This is a genomic window from Chromohalobacter nigrandesensis (assembly GCF_023061285.1).
GTDB classification, from domain to species: domain Bacteria; phylum Pseudomonadota; class Gammaproteobacteria; order Pseudomonadales; family Halomonadaceae; genus Chromohalobacter; species Chromohalobacter nigrandesensis.
Genome location: NZ_JAKGAM010000002.1, coordinates 375,690 through 394,575 on the forward strand (window position 1 = coordinate 375,690; position 18,886 = coordinate 394,575).

The window sequence follows — 18,886 nt, forward strand, 5'->3', positions numbered from 1 at the left end:
CTTGAGCCGGAGAAGAAATATGCGCGACTCACTCTTTGGACTGGTACTAGGTCGCTTAGCCTCCAGTCTTATTACCCTGCTGCTGGTCTCACTGGTGATCTTTGCGATTACCTCGTTGCTACCAGGGGACACCGCCCAGCAGGTGCTGGGGCAGTTTGCCACGCCGGAACAGGTGGAGGCGCTGCGTGCCCAGCTAGGCCTTAATCAGCCGCCCTTGCTGCGCTACTGGCAATGGCTAAGTGGCTTTGCCACCGGCGACCTTGGCCGCTCCGCCAGTAATGGCGTAGATGTCATACAGCTGGTCAATGACCGGCTGCCCAATTCGCTACTGTTAACCGCGATTACCACGGTTATCTCAGTCCCCGTGGCACTCATCATGGGTATCGCCGCCGCCATGCGCCGGGGGGGCATTCTTGACCGCACCCTAAACCTGATCACCCTGTCGATGGTGGCGGTACCCGAGTTTCTGGTCGCCACGCTGGCGGTGCTGATTTTCGCCGTGCAACTCGGCTGGCTACCGGCGCTCTCCTACGTCTCCACCGTCGATAGTTTGGGCGCCTTTATGAAAGTTTACGCGATGCCGGTGCTCACCCTGTGCAGCGTGTTGATTGCTCAAATGGCACGCATGACGCGGGCGGCCTTAATCGATCAGCTCGACAGCGCTTATGTCGAGATGGCCCGGCTCAAAGGCGTTCCCCCGATGCGGCGTGTACTGCGCCATGCGCTGCCTAACGCCGTCGGCCCGATTGCCAATGCGGTAGCGCTTAGCCTCTCCTACCTGCTGGGCGGGGTGATCATCGTCGAAACCATCTTCAACTATCCAGGCATCGCCAGCTTAATGGTCGATGCGGTTTCCAACCGCGATCTCGCCCTGGTACAGGCCTGCGCCATGATCTTCTGCGGCGCGTATCTGCTGCTGGTCATGCTGGCTGACCTGTGCGCGATCCTCTCCAACCCGAGGCTGCGAAACCGATGAACGACACCAAAACAATGCCCGCTAGCAAGGGCAACCGTCGTCCCTATGTCTCGCCAAGAAGCCGCCTGCCGATAGCGGTGCCAAAGCAGCGCAATCGTTCAGGGTTGCAACTCACCCGCTGGATCGGTCTTGGTTTGTTTAGCTTCTGGCTATTAGTGGCCATGTTTGGGCCACTGTTGGCACCGTATCCCATGGGGGCTTTTGTCTCTGACCAGATTTATGGCGGCGCGAGCACAGCCCACCTGCTGGGCACCGACTATATGGGCCGCGACATGCTCAGCCGCATGCTCACCGGGGCACGCTACACCGTGGGGCTGGCCCTGGTGGCCGCGCTGCTTTCGAGCTTGGTCGGAGCGGGCTTTGGCATGTTGACGGTGCTCCTGCCCCGTTGGCTCGAGGAGAGCGTTCGGCGGATATTCGACACGCTCATCTCGATCCCCAGCAAAATGATGGCCCTGGTGATGGTTTCCGCCTTTGGCACCTCTATCCCGCTACTGATTCTGGCGGCGGTGCTCAGCTACGCGCCGGGCTCGTTTCGTATTGCCCATAGCCTGGCCAAAAACCTCTCCACCCTGGAGTACGTTCAAGTCGCCCATACCCGGGGAGAGGGACGGCTGTATATCGCCGCCGTGGAAATTTTTCCCAACATGATTCAGCCCGTGCTCACCGATATGGGCATGCGCTTTGTGTTTATCGTCCTGCTGCTCAGCGGCATGAGCTTTCTGGGCTTAGGCGTGCAGCCGCCGGCCGCCGACCTGGGCTCTCTGGTGCGTGAGAACATCGGTGGGCTTAGCCAGGGGGCGTTGGCAGTGATTGCCCCAGCCCTGGCGATTGGCTCATTAACCGTCGGTGCCAACCTGTTGATCGACAGTCTCTCGAACAGCCGCGACAGCCAGAAGGAGTGATGCCATGCAAGGTGAATCGCTGATCGTACGCGATCTTGATATCTGTGCGACCCCGCCTGGTGAGGATGAGCTCACTATCGTCAGCCAGATCAGTTTCGCGCTTAAGCCAGGCGAGGTGATGTCTCTAATTGGTGAGTCCGGTTCAGGCAAAACCACCATTGCGCTGGCCATGATGGGCTATGCCCGGCGTGGCTGTCGGATCGCCGGGGGCAGCGTGCAGTTGGGAGAGACCGACATACTCACCCTCTCTGCGGTGGAAACCCGCGCGTTGCGCGGCCACCGGGTGACCTACATCGCCCAAAGCGCTGCGGCAGCCTTCAACCCCTCGCGCCGCCTAATGGATCAGGTCATCGAAGGCGCGCTTATCCATGGCGTTATGGATCGACAGCAAGCGCAGCAGAAAGCCATTCAACTGTTTGGCGAGCTGGCCCTGCCCGACCCGGAACATATCGGCGACCGATACCCCCACCAGGTCTCCGGGGGCCAACTACAGCGCCTTATGGCCGCCATGGCCTTGATTACCGATCCCGCGCTGGTGATTCTGGATGAACCGACCACCGCACTGGATGTGACCACTCAGGTCGATGTGCTGCGGGCCTTCAAACGCGTTATGCGCGAGCGGGGCACCACGGCGCTGTATGTCTCCCATGACCTTGCCGTGGTGGCCCAGATTGCCGATCACGTGCTGGTGCTACAAGCCGGGGAGGAGCAGGAGCAAGGGGCCATTGGGCAAATCCTGGACAATCCGGGCCATGCCTACACGCGAAGCTTATTGGCGGCGGCGCGTCCGGAGGCCCGCACGCCCTCCGGCCCTCAGTCCAGCGGCGACGAACTGTTGCGTATCGATGATCTTCAAGTGGGCTATGGGCGCTGTGATCGCAATGGGCTGCCGAATAATGTCGTGCTGGATCATATCCAACTGCGCATTGATCGCGGCCAGACGTTAGGCGTGATTGGTGAATCCGGCTCAGGCAAATCAACGCTTGCCCGGGCAGTCGCTGGTCTGGTGGCACCGTCACGGGGTGAAGTTCAGTTCAATTGCCGTGAGCTACCGCCGACGCTGCGAGGACGCACACCCGACCAGTTTCGGCGTATCCAGATCGTCTTCCAGAGCGCCGACAATGCACTCAACCCCGCCCACTCGGTTAGGCGGCTGCTCAACCGCCCGCTGGAAACCTATTTTCAGATGAGCCGCGATGCCCGACAGCGACGGGTCGAAGAGTTGATGGACTTGGTCAAACTGCCGCGCACGCTGCTCGACCGCAAGCCCAGCGGGCTATCGGGTGGCCAGAAGCAGCGCGTCAATCTCGCCCGGGCGCTGGCCGCAGAACCCGACCTGATTCTCTGCGATGAAGTGACTTCGGCGTTAGATACCGTGGTGGGCGCCGCCATTCTCGAACTGCTGGCCGAACTGCGCCGTGAACTGGGCGTCGCCTACCTGTTTATCAGCCACGATATCTCGACGGTACGCTCGCTGTGCGATGACGTCATGGTGCTTTACCAGGGGGAATGTGTGGAGTTCGGCCCTTGCAGCACAGTTCTCAGCCAGCCACAGCACGACTATACCCGCAAGCTGATCGGCTCGGTGCCTGAACTCCAGCCTGGCTGGCTTGAGGGGTGCCAATGGTCGACCCATACGCAGCCGTCAACCGCGCCCGTTTAACCACTAGCTCTATTGATGTTCCAGACCGATTGATGACCTAGCCCTATTAATGACATGGAGAAAAGCATGCCGACGCTGCCCCTCAATGACAGTGACCTGCTACGCGAGCAGGCCTTTATCAACGCACAATGGTGCGACGCCGACGATGCGGCCACGCTGACCGTCACCAACCCCGCCACCGGCGAAGCGCTGGCTAGCGTACCCAGCATGAGTGCCAGCGAAACCCGCCGGGCAATCGAAGCCGCCGAAGCGGCGTGGCCCGCCTGGCGTGCCCGCACAGCGGCAGACCGCGCGGCACTGCTGGAGCGCTGGCATGCGCTGATACTGGAAAACAGCGAGGATCTTGCGGTATTGATGACCCTGGAACAGGGCAAGCCCCTCAGCGAAGCGCGTGGGGAAACCCAGTACGGCGCGAGTTTTATCAAGTGGTTTGCTGAAGAGGCACGCCGCGCCTACGGCGAGACCATCCCCGCCCCCAACGCGGATCGTCGCATTGTGATCCTCAAACAGCCGGTGGGCGTGTGCGGTGCGATTACGCCCTGGAACTTCCCCATCGCCATGATTACCCGCAAGTGCGCCCCGGCGCTGGCGGCGGGGTGCCCGATTGTCATCAAACCGTCGGAGCTGACGCCGCTGTCAGCACTGGCCTTGGCAGTACTTGCGGAGCGTGCGGGCTTCCCCTCCGGCGTAGTGAATATCGTCACCGGGTTGCCTGAAGGGATTGGTGGCGAACTGACCTCCAACCCCACCGTGCGCAAGCTCTCGTTCACCGGCTCAACCCGGGTGGGCAGCCTGCTGATGCGCCAGAGCGCCGACGATATCAAGCGTCTCAGCCTGGAGTTGGGCGGCAATGCCCCGCTGATCGTGTTTGACGATGCCGACCTGGAACTGGCGGTGGCCGGTGCCATGGCGAGCAAGTTCCGTAATGCCGGTCAGACCTGCGTTTGCGCTAACCGCATTCTGGTTCAATCCGGCATTCATGACCGCTTTGTGGCCCGCTTGGCGACGGAAATCGAGGCGTTGCGCTGTGGCGACGGCATGGAGGAAGGCACCACTATCGGTCCACTGATCAATGACCAGGCGGTGAGCAAAGTCGCCCGCCATCTCGATGACGCCTTGTCCCATGGTGCTGAACGGGTGCTCGGCGATGTACCCAGTGGTCAGGATCGCTTTGTGGCGCCGGTACTGCTCACCAAGGTAACCGAAGCCATGCTGGTCACCCAGGAGGAAACCTTTGGCCCCGTCGCCCCCATTATGCAATTTGACAGCGAAGAAGACGCTATTCGTATTGCCAACGCGACGCCCTTTGGGCTAGCCGCCTACTTCTTCACCGAAAGCGTGCGCCGGGCCTGGCGGGTCGGCGAAGCGCTGGAGTTCGGCATGGTCGGTCTCAACACCGGTTCTATCTCAATGGAAGTAGCGCCGTTTGGTGGCATGAAACAGTCTGGGCTGGGCCGTGAAGGCTCCCACCAAGGCCTGGACGAGTACCTGGAAGAGAAAGCGTTTCATATGGGCGGGCTTAACTGACGCGGACATAACTAACACCGACATAACCCCACTCGCTAGCCGATACCCAAGTCAAGCGAGTGGGAAACGTTAGTGAAATGGTAGCGACCCTAGTAGCCACGCTGCAGATCGACACGGCCAATCATTGGCTCTCCGTGCTGATAACGACGCAGATTGTCCAGCAGTACGGGAAAGGCGCTATCCGGCTGGGTCATCGCAGCAACATGCGGCGTTAGCAAAATCCGCTCGTCTTGCCAGAAGGGATGGTCATCGGCGGGTGGTTCTTCGCTCAACACGTCCAGCACCGCAGCACTCAGTTGCCCCTCGTCAAGGGCTTGCGTCAAATCGTGGTCAACCAGGTGCTCGCCACGGCCAATGTTGATCAAGGCCGCACCTTCGGGCAGGCGCGTAAAAAGATCTCTGTTGAGAATACCGCGGGTGGCGCCGGTCAGCGGCAACACGCAGATCACAATATCGCTTTCAGCAAGGAAGCCATCCAGCGCTGCCTGACCACTGTGGCAGTGAACATTCGCCACCTGTTTTGGCGAACGCGACCAACCGTGCACGTCAAAACCGTAACCTGCCAGATGGGTCGCGATGGCGCAGCCAAGCTGGCCTAAACCGAGTATACCGATACGTCGTTTTTCAGTAGGCACAAGCATATGCGCCTGCCATTTTCCCTCGCGCTGCTGGCGCACATAGTCGCCCATGCGGCGGTGCAACCACAGTGTGGCGAAGGTGGCGTACTCAATCATGCCACGCTCAATGGCGGGGTCGAGCATCCGCACGACCGGCAGTTCTGGAGGCAGTGCGTCAAAATCAAACTGATCGACACCTGCGGACGTGGCAAACAGCACCTCAAGGGAGGGCAGGCACGCCATGATGTTTTCCGGGGGCTGCCACGCCAATAAATAGCGAATCTCATTAGGGGCGCCAATATCGGGCCATTGGCGGAACTCAATATCAGGCGCGTGTTGGGCAAAAAGTTCTTTCCACCGGGCGCCGCGCACCGGGTCAGATTTATACAGCAGTGCCATAGCAGCGCCTCCTTAGCTAAAACTTCATCCTACGATGGTCTGAGAGGCAGTGGATACCGTTTTGGCGGTGATGAAGCGAAGCCATGCGCCTAAATCCGCGCTTAAGACGCAGATTACACTGCGTTCCCCCATGATAGTGAGTCATGCCGCACAAGCTGGAAAATACGAAGGATTATGCGGTTGCCGACGTTATACCAAGCGTATCTCGTTTGCGAACAGCGGTAAGCTCAAAACGTATTAGTGTTGGCGCTCGCGCTCCGCGTTCTGCCAGCGGCGCCAACACACCACAACATGAAAATCGTGACTATAACGTGACTATGTTCAAGGAGCCCGCAGATGAATACCGACGTCCACCCTTCCCACGCGATGCTAAGCCAGCGCGAGCAGCGCATTCCCCGCGGTGTGGTGAACGCCCACCCTATTGTCATTTCCCATGCCCGCGGCAGCGAAATCTATGACGTCGACGGCAATCGCTATTTGGATTTTGTAGGGGGTATCGGCGTGCTCAATGTCGGCCACAATCACCCACGGGTGGTGGCGGCGGTTCAGGCCCAGGTGGAACGTATTTCCCATATGAGCTTCCAGGTAGCTGCCTACCCTGGCTATATAGAACTCGCGCATAAGCTGGCCCAGTTGGTCGGCGGTGACAACGCCTACCAAAGCGTGCTCTTTACCTCCGGTGCTGAAGCGGTGGAAAACGCCATCAAAATTGCCCGCGCCCATACAGGGCGCCCCAACGTGATTGCCTTTCGCGGCGGCTTTCATGGGCGCACGCTGCTGGGCACCACGCTTACCGGCATGAGCCAGCCCTATCGACAAAATTTTGGCCCTTTTGCCACTGCTATTCACCACGTGAGCTACCCGGATGCGCTGCGGGGCGTCAGCAATGAGGACGTACTTGCCGAGCTGGACACCCTATTCACCACGGAAGTCGTCCCCGACCAGGTCGCCGCTATCCTGATCGAGCCCGTACAGGGTGATGGTGGCTTCCTGCCGGCGCCGGTCGAGTTTATGCAGGCACTTCGCGCATTGACTGAACGCCACGGCATTGTGCTCATCGCCGATGAAATTCAGACCGGCTTCGGGCGCACGGGCAAGATGTTTGGCTTTGAACACAGCAATATCCAGCCTGACCTGGTCACTGTCGCTAAAAGCCTGGGCGGGGGCCTGCCAATCTCAGGTGTTGTTGGGCGTACCGAGATGATGCAATCGCCTTCTCCAGGTGGGCTGGGCGGTACCTATGGCGGCAGTGCGCTGAGCTGTGCGGCGGCACTGGCGGTGCTGGATATTTTTGCCGATGAGCAACTGCTTGAACGTGGTATCGCCATGGGCAAACGCCTGGAAACAGGATTGCGCCAGTTGCAAGCCAAGCACCCTTTGATTGCCGACGTACGCGGGCAAGGCCCGATGCTTGCCATCGAGCTTCTCAACGGCCCGCGGGCTACACCTGAAGACGCCGCCCTTGTGCAACAGGTCATCGATCACTGTCGTGCAGCGGGTTTGCTGGTGATCAAGTGCGGTGTTCACCGCAATGTTATTCGCTTCCTGGCGCCACTGAACACAAGCGACGAACAAACCGACGAAGCAATGGCGATTTTAGACAACGCATTATCGAACACCACTCACTAATTCATCGCCAACGCCAGGAGAGCAGGACGTCATGCAATTGACCGACTATACGACGCTATGTATGGATGCCCATGGCGTGCTGATTAATCGTGATAGAGATATTGTGCGGGGCCTATCGCCACTGTTAGCGTTGATGCCTACCCCGCCACCGCAGGAGCAGGTATTAGCAGACTATGTGCAGGCACTGCATGAACTCACGGATGAGCAGATGGGTGCCGTTTCGGCGCACTGCACTGTCTACCGTGCACTGGCCAACCGCTGGGGGCTGGAGGCGGATTGGCAAGAAGGGATTGAGTTTGCCAGCTCACTTGGCTTTGGCTCACTTTATGAAGATGCCCCTGGCGCTATCCACTATCTGCGCAAGTTCTATAAACTCAGAGTGGTGACGTCCCTCAATGAGCAGGAGTTCTTTGCGTTTAATCAGCGCATAGGCCTTTCAGCTAATGAGCGGCTCACCACTGGCAGCTTTGTAGCCGCACGTGCCAAGCTTCGGGAGATGGAGGCAGATAGCCTGGTTCTGCTCTTAACCGCTGGCCCCGCCTCGGTAAATAGTCATGGGGGGCACTGCCGTATCACGCGCAGTGCCAAAGCTGACCGACCGCAAACGCAGGTGTGTATCTCGCTTAGCGACTTTATTTATCAACACCAGCTTGCTCTACGCGGCGAATTGCTTTAGACAAAGGTATGAGTTCAAATCAACGGGGCGTTTTACCGCCCCCTAACAAGCAAAGGACTTTGCATGGTGGCTAGCGTTCGTCTTGACCGTATCGACATCAATATTCTTGTTCAGCTTCAAGCAGATGGCAGAATGACCAATGTCCATTTGGCCGATGCTGTCGGGCTATCCCCCAGCCCCTGCCTACAGCGAGTCAAGCGACTAGAAGCCGCTGGCTATATCACTTCCTTTCAAGCCCGCCTCAATCTAGCGAAAATGATGGAGAGCGTGACCGTTTTTACAGAGGTCACACTATCGGATCACCACCGGGAAGATTTTTTGCGCTTTGAACAGGAAATTCGCCAGGTTGATGAAGTCATGGAGTGCCACCTTATTAGCGGCGGCTATGACTATTTACTGCGCTTTATAACCCGCAGCATTGCGCACTACCAGCAAGTCATAGAAACACTTGTCGAAAATGAAATTGGAATTGCAAAATATTTTAGCTATATTGTCATAAAGACCCCCATTAACAAAGAACAACTACCACTACGAGAACTAATGAAAGGCTAAAGTGCGGCTCAAATTTGATAGACACAATCTCGAGGTAAAAAATATATAATATTGTTATTTCTTCACGCCTCATCCTAATAACATGGGATTGCCACGTAACCCAGAGACTTATTTGGCCAATATAATCTGTAGTGCCGAAGTCAGTGGTGGATCACACCCCTAGCTTGGTCGTGTCAGATCCCGGGTGATGAAATAAGTCCTACCAGATTAACTCTTCCTTTAAGGTCCAAAAAAGGAATTCAACGAGTCCGTTTTTCTCCAGTGTATATGGCGTCGTAATTTCCTGATCGGCTCATAGATCCGCGTAGTGGTGACTGCTGAAGACGAGCCGTTGTCGAGCGTAGTGCCAGCGGTAGCTGAATGCATCCAAGAGTCTTACCAATAAATCGGTTCTCCCCCCAGCAACCTCCGCTGTTTGCCGAATAGTCAACCAAAGACACCCATACCTACAAGGGTAGATGATTGCCCCCTAGACTGTCCTCTGCTCCTTACCACATCACACATGCACGAGATTCGTAGACCAGTAATTAGCCCAAGTAGTTTGTATTGCCCTTCACCCAAGTACGATCGGTTAGCATACAATTTTGCCCGTTACTGGGCTAGTAGTTTGTACCCAGCTTCCATTAAACGCCGCCGGAAATTATTCGGCGGCGTTTTAGTGTTCCATTGACTAACAATCAGAATTCCAGGCAGATCTTGCCGAAGTGACGCCCTGCTTCCTGGTGGCGAAACGCGTCGGCGATCTCGTCGAGGCCGAAACGCCGGTCGATGATTGGATGGAGATCGCTGGCGTCGATGGCCCGGATCATCTCGATCTGATCGCGCCGGCTACCCACGATCAGGCCCTGCAGACGTGCCTGCTTGGCCATCAGCTTGGCGGTGGGGATCTCGCCGCCGCGTCCGGTGAGCACGCCGATCAACGAAATGTGTCCGCCGATGCGCACGGCGTCGATGGATTGCGGCAGCGTACCCGGGCCACCCACTTCGATGACATGATCGACGCCACGGCCATCGGTGAGCGCCTTGACGCGCTTGCCCCACTCCGGCTCGGTCTTGTAGTTAAGCGTATGATCGGCGCCCAGTTCTTTCAGCCGTGCGATCTTCTCGTCCGAGGACGAGGTCGCGATCACCGTGGCGCCCATCAGCTTGGCAAACTGCAAGGCGAAGATCGAGACGCCACCGGTGCCCAGCACCAAAACCGTGTCGCCGGCCTTGAGATTGCCGTCCACCACCAGTGCGCGCCAGGCGGTCAAGCCGGCCGTGGTCAAGGTAGCGGCTTCGGCGTGGTCGTAATCGCGCGGCGCATGGGTAAACCACGTCGTCGGACGCACGACCTGCTCGCGAGCGTAGCCATCGACGCCATCGCCGGGCGTAGTGGTAAAGTCGCCGATCCGCGCCGGCCCTTCGAGCCAACCGGGAAAGAACGTCGACACCACGCGGTCGCCCACGGTGAACTCCTCGACGCCTTCTCCCACGGCTTCGACGACACCGGCCCCGTCCGACATGGGAATCCGACCGTCCTCGGTGGGCATGGCGCCGGCGACGACACCGTAGTCATGATAGTTGAGCGAGCTGGCATGCAAGCGCACGCGTACCTCGCCCGGACCCGGCTCGCCCGGCGCTTCGCATTCGTGGACATCGAGCTTATCCAGCCCACCCGGACTACGTAATGTAACGACGTTCATCGTGCTCTCCTGTGCTGTCATCCTGTGCTTGCAGGACGCATCCAAATGACGCGCCCCTCAAGTATCCTACCTAGATGATGGTGACGAATCGCCGCGAGGCAAGGGGAGCGCTTACTCCAGCACGATCAGACGATTGGGAAGTTCGTTGCGCTCGTGCGTGGCGGGCACATGTTCTCGAAGATGCTCGCCGCATGCCTCGATACAGGAGAGAAAACCCTGCAGCGTCTGGCCTTGCTTCACCTGCTGGGTGAAGGTCGAGACGATGCTCTGCCAGGTCTCGTCGTCGAGCCGGCTGGAAATCCCGCGATCGACCAGGATCTCCACGTAGCGCTCGGCCTCGGAGACGAAGATCAGCATGCCGGTGCCGTCTTGAGTATGGTGCAGATTCTGCTCGAGGAACTGCCGCCTTGCCAGATTCGCGGCCCGCCAGAAGCGAACGCGGCGCGGGATCAGCCGCGTCGTCACCGCCGGCAGCCGAAACACGATGGCAAGCACCGCGAAACACGCCCACTGCACGATCAAAAGCTCCGAGGCCCCCAGCCATTGGGGGAAGTAATTGATCGCCCCCGGAATCAGCAGGGCCAGAATCCCCGCCCAGAGCAACGGGATGTAGGTGTAATCGTCGGCCTGCGGCGCGAGTACGGTGACAAGTTCGGCGTCGGTATCACGTTCGATGTGCGTGATCGCGTCGCGCACCTGCTGCTGCTCGCTGTCGCTCAATAATGTCATGGTGATGTCCCTTGCGTTGATCTACCAGCCACCGGAGGCACCGCCCCCGCCGAAACCACCACCGCCGCCGCCGAAGCCGCCGCCTCCGAGGCCGCCACCGCCGCCTCCGAAACCGCCGCCCATGGCGCCGCCGAGCAGGATACCGCCGAGCAAGCCGCCACCGCGTCCTCGACGCCCGCCGCGTCCGCCGCCACCACCGATGCCACGCACGATGCCCATGACGATCATCAGCATGACGAAGAACGCCACCGATGCGCCGCCGGCATCCCGCGATTTGTCATTTCCGGACGCCGAGCCGGCGGCGGGTGCGTCGGCCATCGGGTCGCCGCCCAGCACCTGGATGATCGCTTCAGTGCCTTGGGTAATGCCGGTCGCGTAATCGCCCTCACGAAACGCCGGGGCGATCTTCTGTGTGATGATCGCCGAGGACTGCGCGTCGGTCAGCCGCCCCTCGAGGCCATAGCCGACCTCGATACGGATGTCCTGCTCCTCCATGGAGACGATCAGCAGCGCGCCGTTGTCTTCGCCCTCCTGACCGATGCCCCAATGGCGCCCCAACTGGTAGCCGTATTCCTCGATCGGCGCTCCCTGTAAGTCGGGCAGCGTGACCACCACGACCTGCTCGCCGGTGTCTTCCTCGTGCGCCGCGAGCATGCCGCTCAATTCATCTCGAGTCGACGCATCCAGCAGGTTGGCCTGGTCGACCACGCGCCCGGTCAGCTCGGGAAACTCGATGTCCTGGGCCTGAACGCTGAGGGCACAGGCCCACAGCAGCATCAAGCATGTCAGACGGATGCAATGCCTCATTAGAACTCCACCTCAGGCGCCTGATCGGCGTTCTCAGCAGTCGCTTCGAAGTTTTCGCGAATCGGCATGTCACTATACAAAAGGCCATGCCAGAGTCGCCCGGGGAACGTGCGAATCTCGGTATTGTATTGCTCGACCGCCTGGATGAAGTCGCGGCGCGCCACGGCGATGCGATTCTCGGTGCCTTCCAGTTGCGACTGAAGCGCCAGGAAGTTCTGGTTCGACTTCAACTCCGGATAGCGTTCAGACACTGCCATCAGGCGACTCAGCGCCCCGGTCAATTGACCCTGGGCCTGCTGGAATTGCTTCATCTTTTCGGGATCGTCCAGCGAGTCGGCGTCGATGTTGATCGAGGTCGCTTTGGAACGCGCTTCGATCACGGCAGTCAGCGTTTCCTGTTCCTGATCGGCGAATCCCTGGACCGTCTCCACCAGGTTGGGCACCAGGTCCGCGCGCCGCTGATACTGGTTCTCGACTTGCGACCAGGCCGACTTCACCTGCTCGTCCAGCGTGGGAATATTGTTGATGCCGCAGCCCGTCAGCGAGACGGCAAGGCACAGCCACAGCATGACGTGCCAGACGGAGCGAGCAGTAAACGGCATTGGCATGGAGCGCGTCGACATATGCATTTCCGATGAGGTGAGCAATTAGAGACTCCCTAAGTTACAGGTGAGCGCGCATTAAGCATAGCGTCGACTGAAGAGAACGGCGTATCGTCGAAGGCCAAAGGCCGAAAGCGTAAAATTAAACCTGCCTCGACCGGCGATGTTGCGTAGAATCTTGTGCGTTGCGAACCACTTGATAGGGCATGACATGGGTAGGGCTTTCCAGAACCGCAAGGAATCCATGGCCAAGACGGCCGACGCCAAGACCAAGGTGTACAGCAAATACGGGCGCGAGATTTACGTCTGCGCCAAAGCCGGCGGAATCGACCCTGAGGGCAATCTCGCCCTGCGTGGCTTGATCGAACGCGCCAAGAAGGACCAGGTACCGTCGCACGTCATCGACAAGGCGCTGGACAAGGCCAAGGGCGGTGGCGGCGAGGACTACTCCCTGGCACGCTACGAGGGCTTCGGGCCGGGCAGTTGCATGGTCATCGTCGAATGCCTGACCGATAATCCCAACCGTACCTTCGGCGACGTACGCGCCTGCTTCAACAAGGCCAAGAGCAAGCTCGGTACCCCGGGCAGCGTCAGCCATATGTTCGATCACTGCGCGATTCTCGCCTTCGAAGGTGGTGACGAGGAAGCGGTGTTGGAAGCCTTGATGGAGGCCGATGTCGATGTCACCGACATCGAGAGCGAAACCGATCGCATCACCGTGTTCGCGCCCCACACCGAATACGCCAAGACCAAGCAGGCACTCGCCGAGGCCTTCGGTGAGCTCGAGTTCGAGGCCGACGAGATCCAGTTCCTGCCGCAGACCACGACCCCCGTTGCCGGCGATGACGTGGCCATGCTCGACAAGCTGCTCGCCACGCTCAACGATCTCGACGACGTTCAGAACATCTACCACAGCGCCGAGCCGCAGGACTGACCCGGCCTCGCCGACGAGGCACTCGCCGACGATGTACTTACCGATCAGCTGAGCGCCGGCCACGACATGCCGGCGCGTGCCTATACGGATCGTATCCATTCTCCACGGGAGCCCGGTATCGCATGAGTCATGACATCGCAGACGCCACTGCCACCGACACTCGCCCCGCCGCACGCGCTCATACCTTGCAAGCCACGCCCTCGGTGATCGCCGTTCAGGGGCTGACCAAGCGCTACGCCTCCGGCTTCGAGGCGCTCAAGCGCATCGACCTGGATATCCAGCGCGGCGAAATCTTCGCTCTGCTGGGCCCCAACGGCGCCGGCAAAACCACCTTGATCAGCATCATCTGCGGGCTGGTCAACGCTAGTGACGGCCAAGTCCGCGTCAACGGCCACGACATCGTCACCGACTACCGTGCCGCGCGCGAGCAGATCGGCCTGGTCCCGCAGGAACTGACCAGCGACGCCTTCGCCACGGTCTGGAACACGGTCAGCTTCAGCCGAGGTCTGTTCGGCAAGCGCGCCGACTCTGCGCACATCGAGCGTGTGCTCAGGTCATTGTCGTTGTGGGACAAGCGTCGCAACAAGATGATCACGCTCTCGGGCGGCATGAAACGCCGGGTCCTGATCGCCAAGGCGCTGGCGCACGAGCCGCAGATCCTGTTTCTCGACGAGCCCACCGCCGGGGTCGATGTCGAGCTGCGCCGCGACATGTGGGATGTGGTGCGGCAACTGCGCGACCAAGGCGTCACCGTTATCCTGACGACGCACTACATCGAAGAGGCCGAGGAGATGGCCGACCGCATCGGCGTGATCAACGACGGTGAAATCGTGCTCGTCGAAGAGAAAGCCGCCCTGATGCGCCAGTTGGGCCGCAAGCGACTCCGGCTCGACCTGCAGACGCCACTCGCGGCCATCCCCGAGACGCTGGCACACTATCCGCTGAGTCTCGCCGACGACGGCAATGTACTGGTCTATACCTACGCCGCGTCCGCTAACGAGTACTCGACGCCGGCAAGCATCAGCGCCCTGCTCAACGATATCGAAGCGGCGGGCGTTCACTTCAAGGACCTCCACACCGAGCAAAGTTCGCTGGAGGAAATTTTCGTCAACCTGGTGAGGAAGGACGCATGAATCTCCGCGCGGTCGGCACCATTTATCATTTCGAGTTGGCACGCGCGTGGCGCACGTTGCTGCAGAGCCTGGTCTCGCCAGTCATCTCCACTTCACTGTATTTCGTGGTCTTCGGCGCCGCCATCGGCTCACGCATTCAGGAAGTCGAGGGTGTCAGCTACGGCGCCTTCATCGTGCCTGGGCTGATCATGTTGATGCTGCTCACTCAGAGCGTCTCCAATGCCTCGTTCGGGATCTTTTTCCCCAAGTTCACCGGCACTATCTACGAAGTGCTCTCGGCGCCGGTCTCTTATCTCGAAATCGTCCTCGGGTATGTGGGCGCTGCAGCCACCAAATCGCTCATTCTGGGCTTGATCATTCTCGTCACCGCCAGTTTCTTCGTGCCTTTGCGTATCGACCATCCATTCTGGATGTTGCTTTTCCTGGCACTCACCGCCCTCACCTTCAGCCTGCTGGGCTTTATCATCGGTATCTGGGCGGAAGGCTTCGAGAAGCTGCAACTCGTGCCGCTATTGATCATCACGCCACTGACCTTCCTGGGCGGCAGCTTCTACTCCATCGACATGCTGCCCCCTGTGTGGCAGACGGTGACGCTGTTCAACCCGGTGGTCTATCTGGTCAGTGGCTTTCGCTGGAGCTTCTACGGCATCAGCGATGTCAGCGTCGGCGCCAGCCTGCTGATGATCCTGGTGTTCCTGAGCCTGTGTCTGGCGCTGGTCGGCTGGATCTTCAAGACCGGCTACAACATCAAGCCCTAGGCCTTAGAAGCTGGCCCGTAGTGCGCGCTATTATATCCATTTTCGTTTCCATCAAGATGTCGCCATGCCGATTCTGACCAGCACCCTCCACCGCATCGACAAGCCTGATACCGAGACGCCCGCCACACTGACCTGCGCCGAGCAGGCACAGTCATCGACGGCGTCTCTCGAGGCGCTGCTGACGAGCGTCAATGACAGCTATCACGCCAAGCCCAAGGCGTGGGGTCACTTCGGCGAGACCGGCAGCAGTGCCTTCGCTGCGGGGCTCTCCGAGTATCTTGCCGGATCGGTCGATTTCGTCACCTGGAGCGCACGGATGGCGGAGCGCATCAACGCCTTGATCGACGCTCACCTCTCGGTGGGTGGCCACCTGCTGTTCGTGCATTATCAGCACGGCGAGACACAGTACGTCAGCGTGGCACTTCTCCATCATCGCCAGGGCTTTGCCATCGACAATGCCCTCAACGTGACCGAATCGCCTCAGCTCAATCTTGGCCAATTGATGCTCGCCATGCGTATCGACCTCGCCCAATGGCAAGGCGGCAATTCACAGCAATACGTGTCGTTCATCAAGGATCGCGGCGGCAAGAAGTTCGCCGAAGGCTTCCGCGAACTGCTCGGCGTCGAGGAAGGTGTGGATGCCAGCGGCGAAACCCGCACCCTGCTCAAGGCCTTCAGTGACTATGTCGAGCGCGAGGACTTGCCCGACGACGAGAGCCGCGAGAAGACGGATGCCGTGATCGACTACGCCAGCAACCAGGCCAAGAACGGCGAAAAGGTGACCCTCGACGAGCTGTCCGAACTCGTCGACGAGCAACATCCCAAGGCGTTTTACGACTACATTCGCCATCAGGATTACGGACTCTCCGAGGAAATCCCGCCGGACAAACGCGCGCTCAATCAATTCCGGCGCTTCACGGGACGCGCCAGCGGCGTCTCGATCAGCTTCGACTCTCACCTGCTCGGCAACAGCATCGAATTCGACGCCGAGCGCGATCGGCTGATCATCAAGCAGGTGCCCGGCTCTTTGAAGGAACAGCTCAAGCAGCGCCGGGGCTAAGTATCACTTGAAAACACTTGAAAATCAGCGCTCCAGATAGCGCGGCTTGATGATGCCTTCGAGCGCCTCGGCAGGAATGCGTAGCTCCGGCTGCCCATATGAGTAGGGCGCGATGTCATAGGCGTTGTAACGTACTCGCCATTCGTCGGCGAACGGTGCTACGTTGCGGTTCATGCTCAGCGGCCAGGATTCGGCGAAGTCGGTATCCGCCTGTTGCTGTTCCAACCAACGTAGATGCGCACGCGACAGCGCCTCGCGATAGGCCGGCGTCTGCCCCTCGCGCAGCATGTCATCGAGCGTCACCACGCGTTGTTCGCGTTCGTCGATCACCATGAATTCGGTCAGCGGCATGCCGTGGGCCCCGCCGGTGAACACGTAGCTATCGAGTTTGACGGTGGTCAAATCGGCATGCCGGTCGTAGATCTCCGCCTTGAAGACCGCCTGATAACCGGGCAATTCCGGCACGCGCTCCCGCGCCGCCTTGGCCTCGTCGAAAAACGTCTGCGCGTACTCTTTCCAAGACGAAGCTACCACGTCGCTTTCGCCATTGGTAATGCCCGACCCCATGCTCAGCAACTCATCTCGTAGCTGCTCGCTCAGGCCCGATGCACCGGGAAAACGCAACGATTCGACTTCAACGGTCGCGCAACGCCCGGCCGGACAATCACGCTCGACGAAGCTTTTCTCCACACGCTCAGTATTCAGCCCTTCCGGTGCCGGCGACCCTGTCTGGCACCCACCGAGCACCGCCAAAGCGCCCACCATGACGCCACCGCCCGCCCAATGGCGCGCTACCGATATACTCGCTTCACTGAACAAGTTACTTCCTCCCTGATACGCCGAGGCCGACCCGGCGATTATTCCTGATGCGGTTCCAGCGCGTTGCGCACGCCCCACTATAGACGATCCCTTCACACGACAGTGCTAGACCCCGCGTCTCGCCAGCAACAAATCCTCACAGAACGGCAGTGTCGCTGGGGTACGTTTCACTTTTACCCATGTTAAATTAGCTATCTTCCACATAAACGTGGCACGAGCGTGGCAAGCGACGATCGTTTGAGCGCGTGCGTTCTTGCCATGCATGACATTCAGGGACGATGCCATGTCAGAGGCGCTTTTCGACACCTTCGATATCGACCTGTCGCCGTCGCAGCGGCTGCTGACGTTGGACATTGCCGGGGCGTCGCTGCTGCCGCATCGGCTGGTGGGCGAGGAGCGTGTCAGCGCGCCCTTCAGCTATACGCTGGACTGTATCTCCCAGCAGGGCGATCTCGAACTCAAGACGCTGATGGCGCAGCCGGCGAGGCTGTCGATTCTGCAGGCCGATGGCGGTTATCGCCAGTTGCATGGCCTGGTTGCCGAGGCCGCGCTGCTGGGCGAAGACGGCGGCGTCACCTACTACCAGCTCACCCTGGTGCCGTGGCTGGCGATGCTGAAGCTCGGCCGCGACAGCCGGATCTTCCAGGATCGCTCGGTGGTCGAGGTGCTCACCCTGGTGTTCGACGGCCATGAACTGGCCCGGGGCCGCTACCGCTTCGACCTGCGCCGCGACTATCCTGCGCGCAGCTACTGCGTGCAGTACCGCGAGAGCGACTTCAACTTCATCAGTCGCCTGCTGGAGGAAGAAGGGCTGTGGTACTACTTCGAATACGCCGGCAACGATGAAGACGACGAAGAGAGTGACAAGGCGGCGTCCGGCAACGGGGCGAGCGGCAGCGATGGCCAGGCCTTCGACGGCCACCGTCTGGTCATTACCGACGACGTCGACACCTGCCAACCGGTCTCGCCACAGACGATCCGCTTCCACCGCCAGGATGCCACCGAGCGCGAGGATGCCCTCACCCAGTGGGGCGGCGTACGCAGCCAGCAGCCCACCCGGGTCAGTGTCGGCACCTTCGACTACAAGCAGCCCTCGCTGACCAAGCATACCGGCCTCGATACCCTCAGCGATCAGGGCAACCTGCCCGCCACCGAGGTCTACGACTACGCCGGTGAGTATTACTACCACGGCTTTGAGCGCGGCGAACGCCTCACCGAAAACCGTCTCGAGGCGCATGAATCCCTGGCCAAGCGCTTTCGCGGCGCTGGTGGTACGCGTCAGCTCCAGGCCGGGCGCTGGTTCGAACTCACCCAGCACTCTCAGCATGACACCGGGGGCGAGGAAGAAAGGCAGTTCCTGCTGCTGGGCATCAGCGTGCATGCCGAGAACGCCCTGCCGGTCTCGGCCCAGCGCC

At 59.8% G+C, this 18,886-nt stretch carries 18 protein-coding genes; 12 read left to right on the forward strand and 6 right to left on the reverse strand.

Translation table 11 applies throughout. The features are described from left to right. The first annotated feature begins 19 nt into the window (after positions 1–19). The 4 genes from L1073_RS05245 to L1073_RS05260 all read left to right on the forward strand — a co-directional run bounded on the left by L1073_RS05245 (position 20) and on the right by L1073_RS05260 (position 5,071). A complete protein-coding gene (locus L1073_RS05245) occupies positions 20–976 on the forward strand; it encodes an ABC transporter permease (RefSeq protein ID WP_246897323.1) in 957 nt (318 codons plus the stop codon). Then, a complete protein-coding gene (locus L1073_RS05250; RefSeq protein WP_246897325.1) occupies positions 973–1,881 on the forward strand; it encodes an ABC transporter permease in 909 nt (302 codons plus the stop codon). The genes L1073_RS05245 and L1073_RS05250 overlap by 4 nt, the downstream gene beginning before the upstream one ends. 4 nt (positions 1,882–1,885) lie before the next feature. Then, positions 1,886–3,544 (forward strand): ABC transporter ATP-binding protein, encoded by a 1,659-nt coding sequence (locus L1073_RS05255; protein ID WP_246897326.1) that lies wholly within the window; start codon positions 1,886–1,888, stop codon positions 3,542–3,544. Between the two features lie 66 nt (positions 3,545–3,610). Next, on the forward strand, positions 3,611–5,071 hold the full coding sequence (locus tag L1073_RS05260) for an NAD-dependent succinate-semialdehyde dehydrogenase (protein ID WP_246897328.1): 1,461 nt from the start codon (positions 3,611–3,613) through the stop codon (positions 5,069–5,071). Positions 5,072–5,160: 89 nt separating this feature from the next. Here the strand turns inward: L1073_RS05260 and L1073_RS05265 are convergent, their stop codons facing one another. Further along, on the reverse strand, positions 5,161–6,087 hold the full coding sequence (locus L1073_RS05265; RefSeq protein ID WP_246897330.1) for a 2-hydroxyacid dehydrogenase: 927 nt from the start codon (positions 6,085–6,087) through the stop codon (positions 5,161–5,163). Between the two features lie 336 nt (positions 6,088–6,423). Here L1073_RS05265 and gabT point away from each other — a divergent pair, with 336 nt between their 5' ends. The 3 genes from gabT (at position 6,424) to L1073_RS05280 (ending at position 8,944) form a co-directional block, all read left to right on the forward strand. Then, positions 6,424–7,716 (forward strand): 4-aminobutyrate--2-oxoglutarate transaminase, encoded by a 1,293-nt coding sequence (gene gabT, locus L1073_RS05270; RefSeq protein WP_246897331.1) that lies wholly within the window; start codon positions 6,424–6,426, stop codon positions 7,714–7,716. A gap of 31 nt (positions 7,717–7,747) precedes the next feature. After that, positions 7,748–8,392 carry a hypothetical protein gene (locus L1073_RS05275; RefSeq protein ID WP_246897333.1) on the forward strand — a complete coding sequence of 215 codons (645 nt, stop codon included), beginning with the start codon at positions 7,748–7,750 and terminating at the stop codon, positions 8,390–8,392. Positions 8,393–8,455: 63 nt separating this feature from the next. After that, positions 8,456–8,944 (forward strand): Lrp/AsnC family transcriptional regulator, encoded by a 489-nt coding sequence (locus tag L1073_RS05280; protein WP_246897335.1) that lies wholly within the window; start codon positions 8,456–8,458, stop codon positions 8,942–8,944. 677 nt (positions 8,945–9,621) lie between these two features. Here L1073_RS05280 and L1073_RS05285 read toward each other — a convergent pair. The 4 genes from L1073_RS05285 to L1073_RS05300 form a co-directional block, all read right to left on the reverse strand. After that, a complete protein-coding gene (locus L1073_RS05285; protein WP_246897338.1) occupies positions 9,622–10,629 on the reverse strand; it encodes a zinc-dependent alcohol dehydrogenase family protein in 1,008 nt (335 codons plus the stop codon). A gap of 111 nt (positions 10,630–10,740) precedes the next feature. Further along, complete coding sequence (locus L1073_RS05290) at positions 10,741–11,358, reverse strand: TPM domain-containing protein (RefSeq protein ID WP_246897340.1); 618 nt, start codon at positions 11,356–11,358, stop codon at positions 10,741–10,743. 21 nt (positions 11,359–11,379) lie between these two features. Continuing rightward, positions 11,380–12,165: a TPM domain-containing protein gene (locus L1073_RS05295; protein WP_246897342.1), complete on the reverse strand. Its 786-nt coding sequence runs from the start codon at positions 12,163–12,165 to the stop codon at positions 11,380–11,382. Beyond that, entirely contained in the window at positions 12,165–12,788 is a 624-nt protein-coding gene (locus L1073_RS05300; protein WP_246897344.1) for a LemA family protein, read from the reverse strand. Before L1073_RS05300 ends, L1073_RS05295 begins: the two co-directional genes overlap by 1 nt. A 190-nt stretch (positions 12,789–12,978) precedes the next feature. Between L1073_RS05300 and L1073_RS05305 the strand changes: the two genes are divergently transcribed. The 4 genes from L1073_RS05305 to yejK all read left to right on the forward strand — a co-directional run bounded on the left by L1073_RS05305 (position 12,979) and on the right by yejK (position 16,652). Next, positions 12,979–13,701 (forward strand): YebC/PmpR family DNA-binding transcriptional regulator, encoded by a 723-nt coding sequence (locus L1073_RS05305; protein WP_246897345.1) that lies wholly within the window; start codon positions 12,979–12,981, stop codon positions 13,699–13,701. A 122-nt stretch (positions 13,702–13,823) separates the two neighbouring features. Continuing rightward, positions 13,824–14,834, forward strand: a complete 1,011-nt coding sequence (locus L1073_RS05310; protein ID WP_246897347.1) for an ABC transporter ATP-binding protein — start codon at positions 13,824–13,826, stop codon at positions 14,832–14,834. Further along, positions 14,831–15,592 carry an ABC transporter permease gene (locus L1073_RS05315; RefSeq protein WP_246897349.1) on the forward strand — a complete coding sequence of 254 codons (762 nt, stop codon included), beginning with the start codon at positions 14,831–14,833 and terminating at the stop codon, positions 15,590–15,592. The genes L1073_RS05310 and L1073_RS05315 overlap by 4 nt, the downstream gene beginning before the upstream one ends. A gap of 64 nt (positions 15,593–15,656) precedes the next feature. Next, positions 15,657–16,652 carry a nucleoid-associated protein YejK gene (yejK, locus tag L1073_RS05320; protein WP_246897351.1) on the forward strand — a complete coding sequence of 332 codons (996 nt, stop codon included), beginning with the start codon at positions 15,657–15,659 and terminating at the stop codon, positions 16,650–16,652. Positions 16,653–16,676: 24 nt separating this feature from the next. Here the strand turns inward: yejK and L1073_RS05325 are convergent, their stop codons facing one another. After that, the gene (locus L1073_RS05325) at positions 16,677–17,471 is read right to left on the reverse strand and encodes an RsiV family protein (RefSeq protein WP_246897353.1); all 795 of its coding nucleotides are present in this window, start codon (positions 17,469–17,471) and stop codon (positions 16,677–16,679) included. Between the two features lie 283 nt (positions 17,472–17,754). Between L1073_RS05325 and L1073_RS05330 the strand changes: the two genes are divergently transcribed. Beyond that, positions 17,755–18,886: type VI secretion system Vgr family protein (locus L1073_RS05330; protein WP_246897355.1), on the forward strand; the 1,132-nt coding region annotated here is incomplete at its 3' end.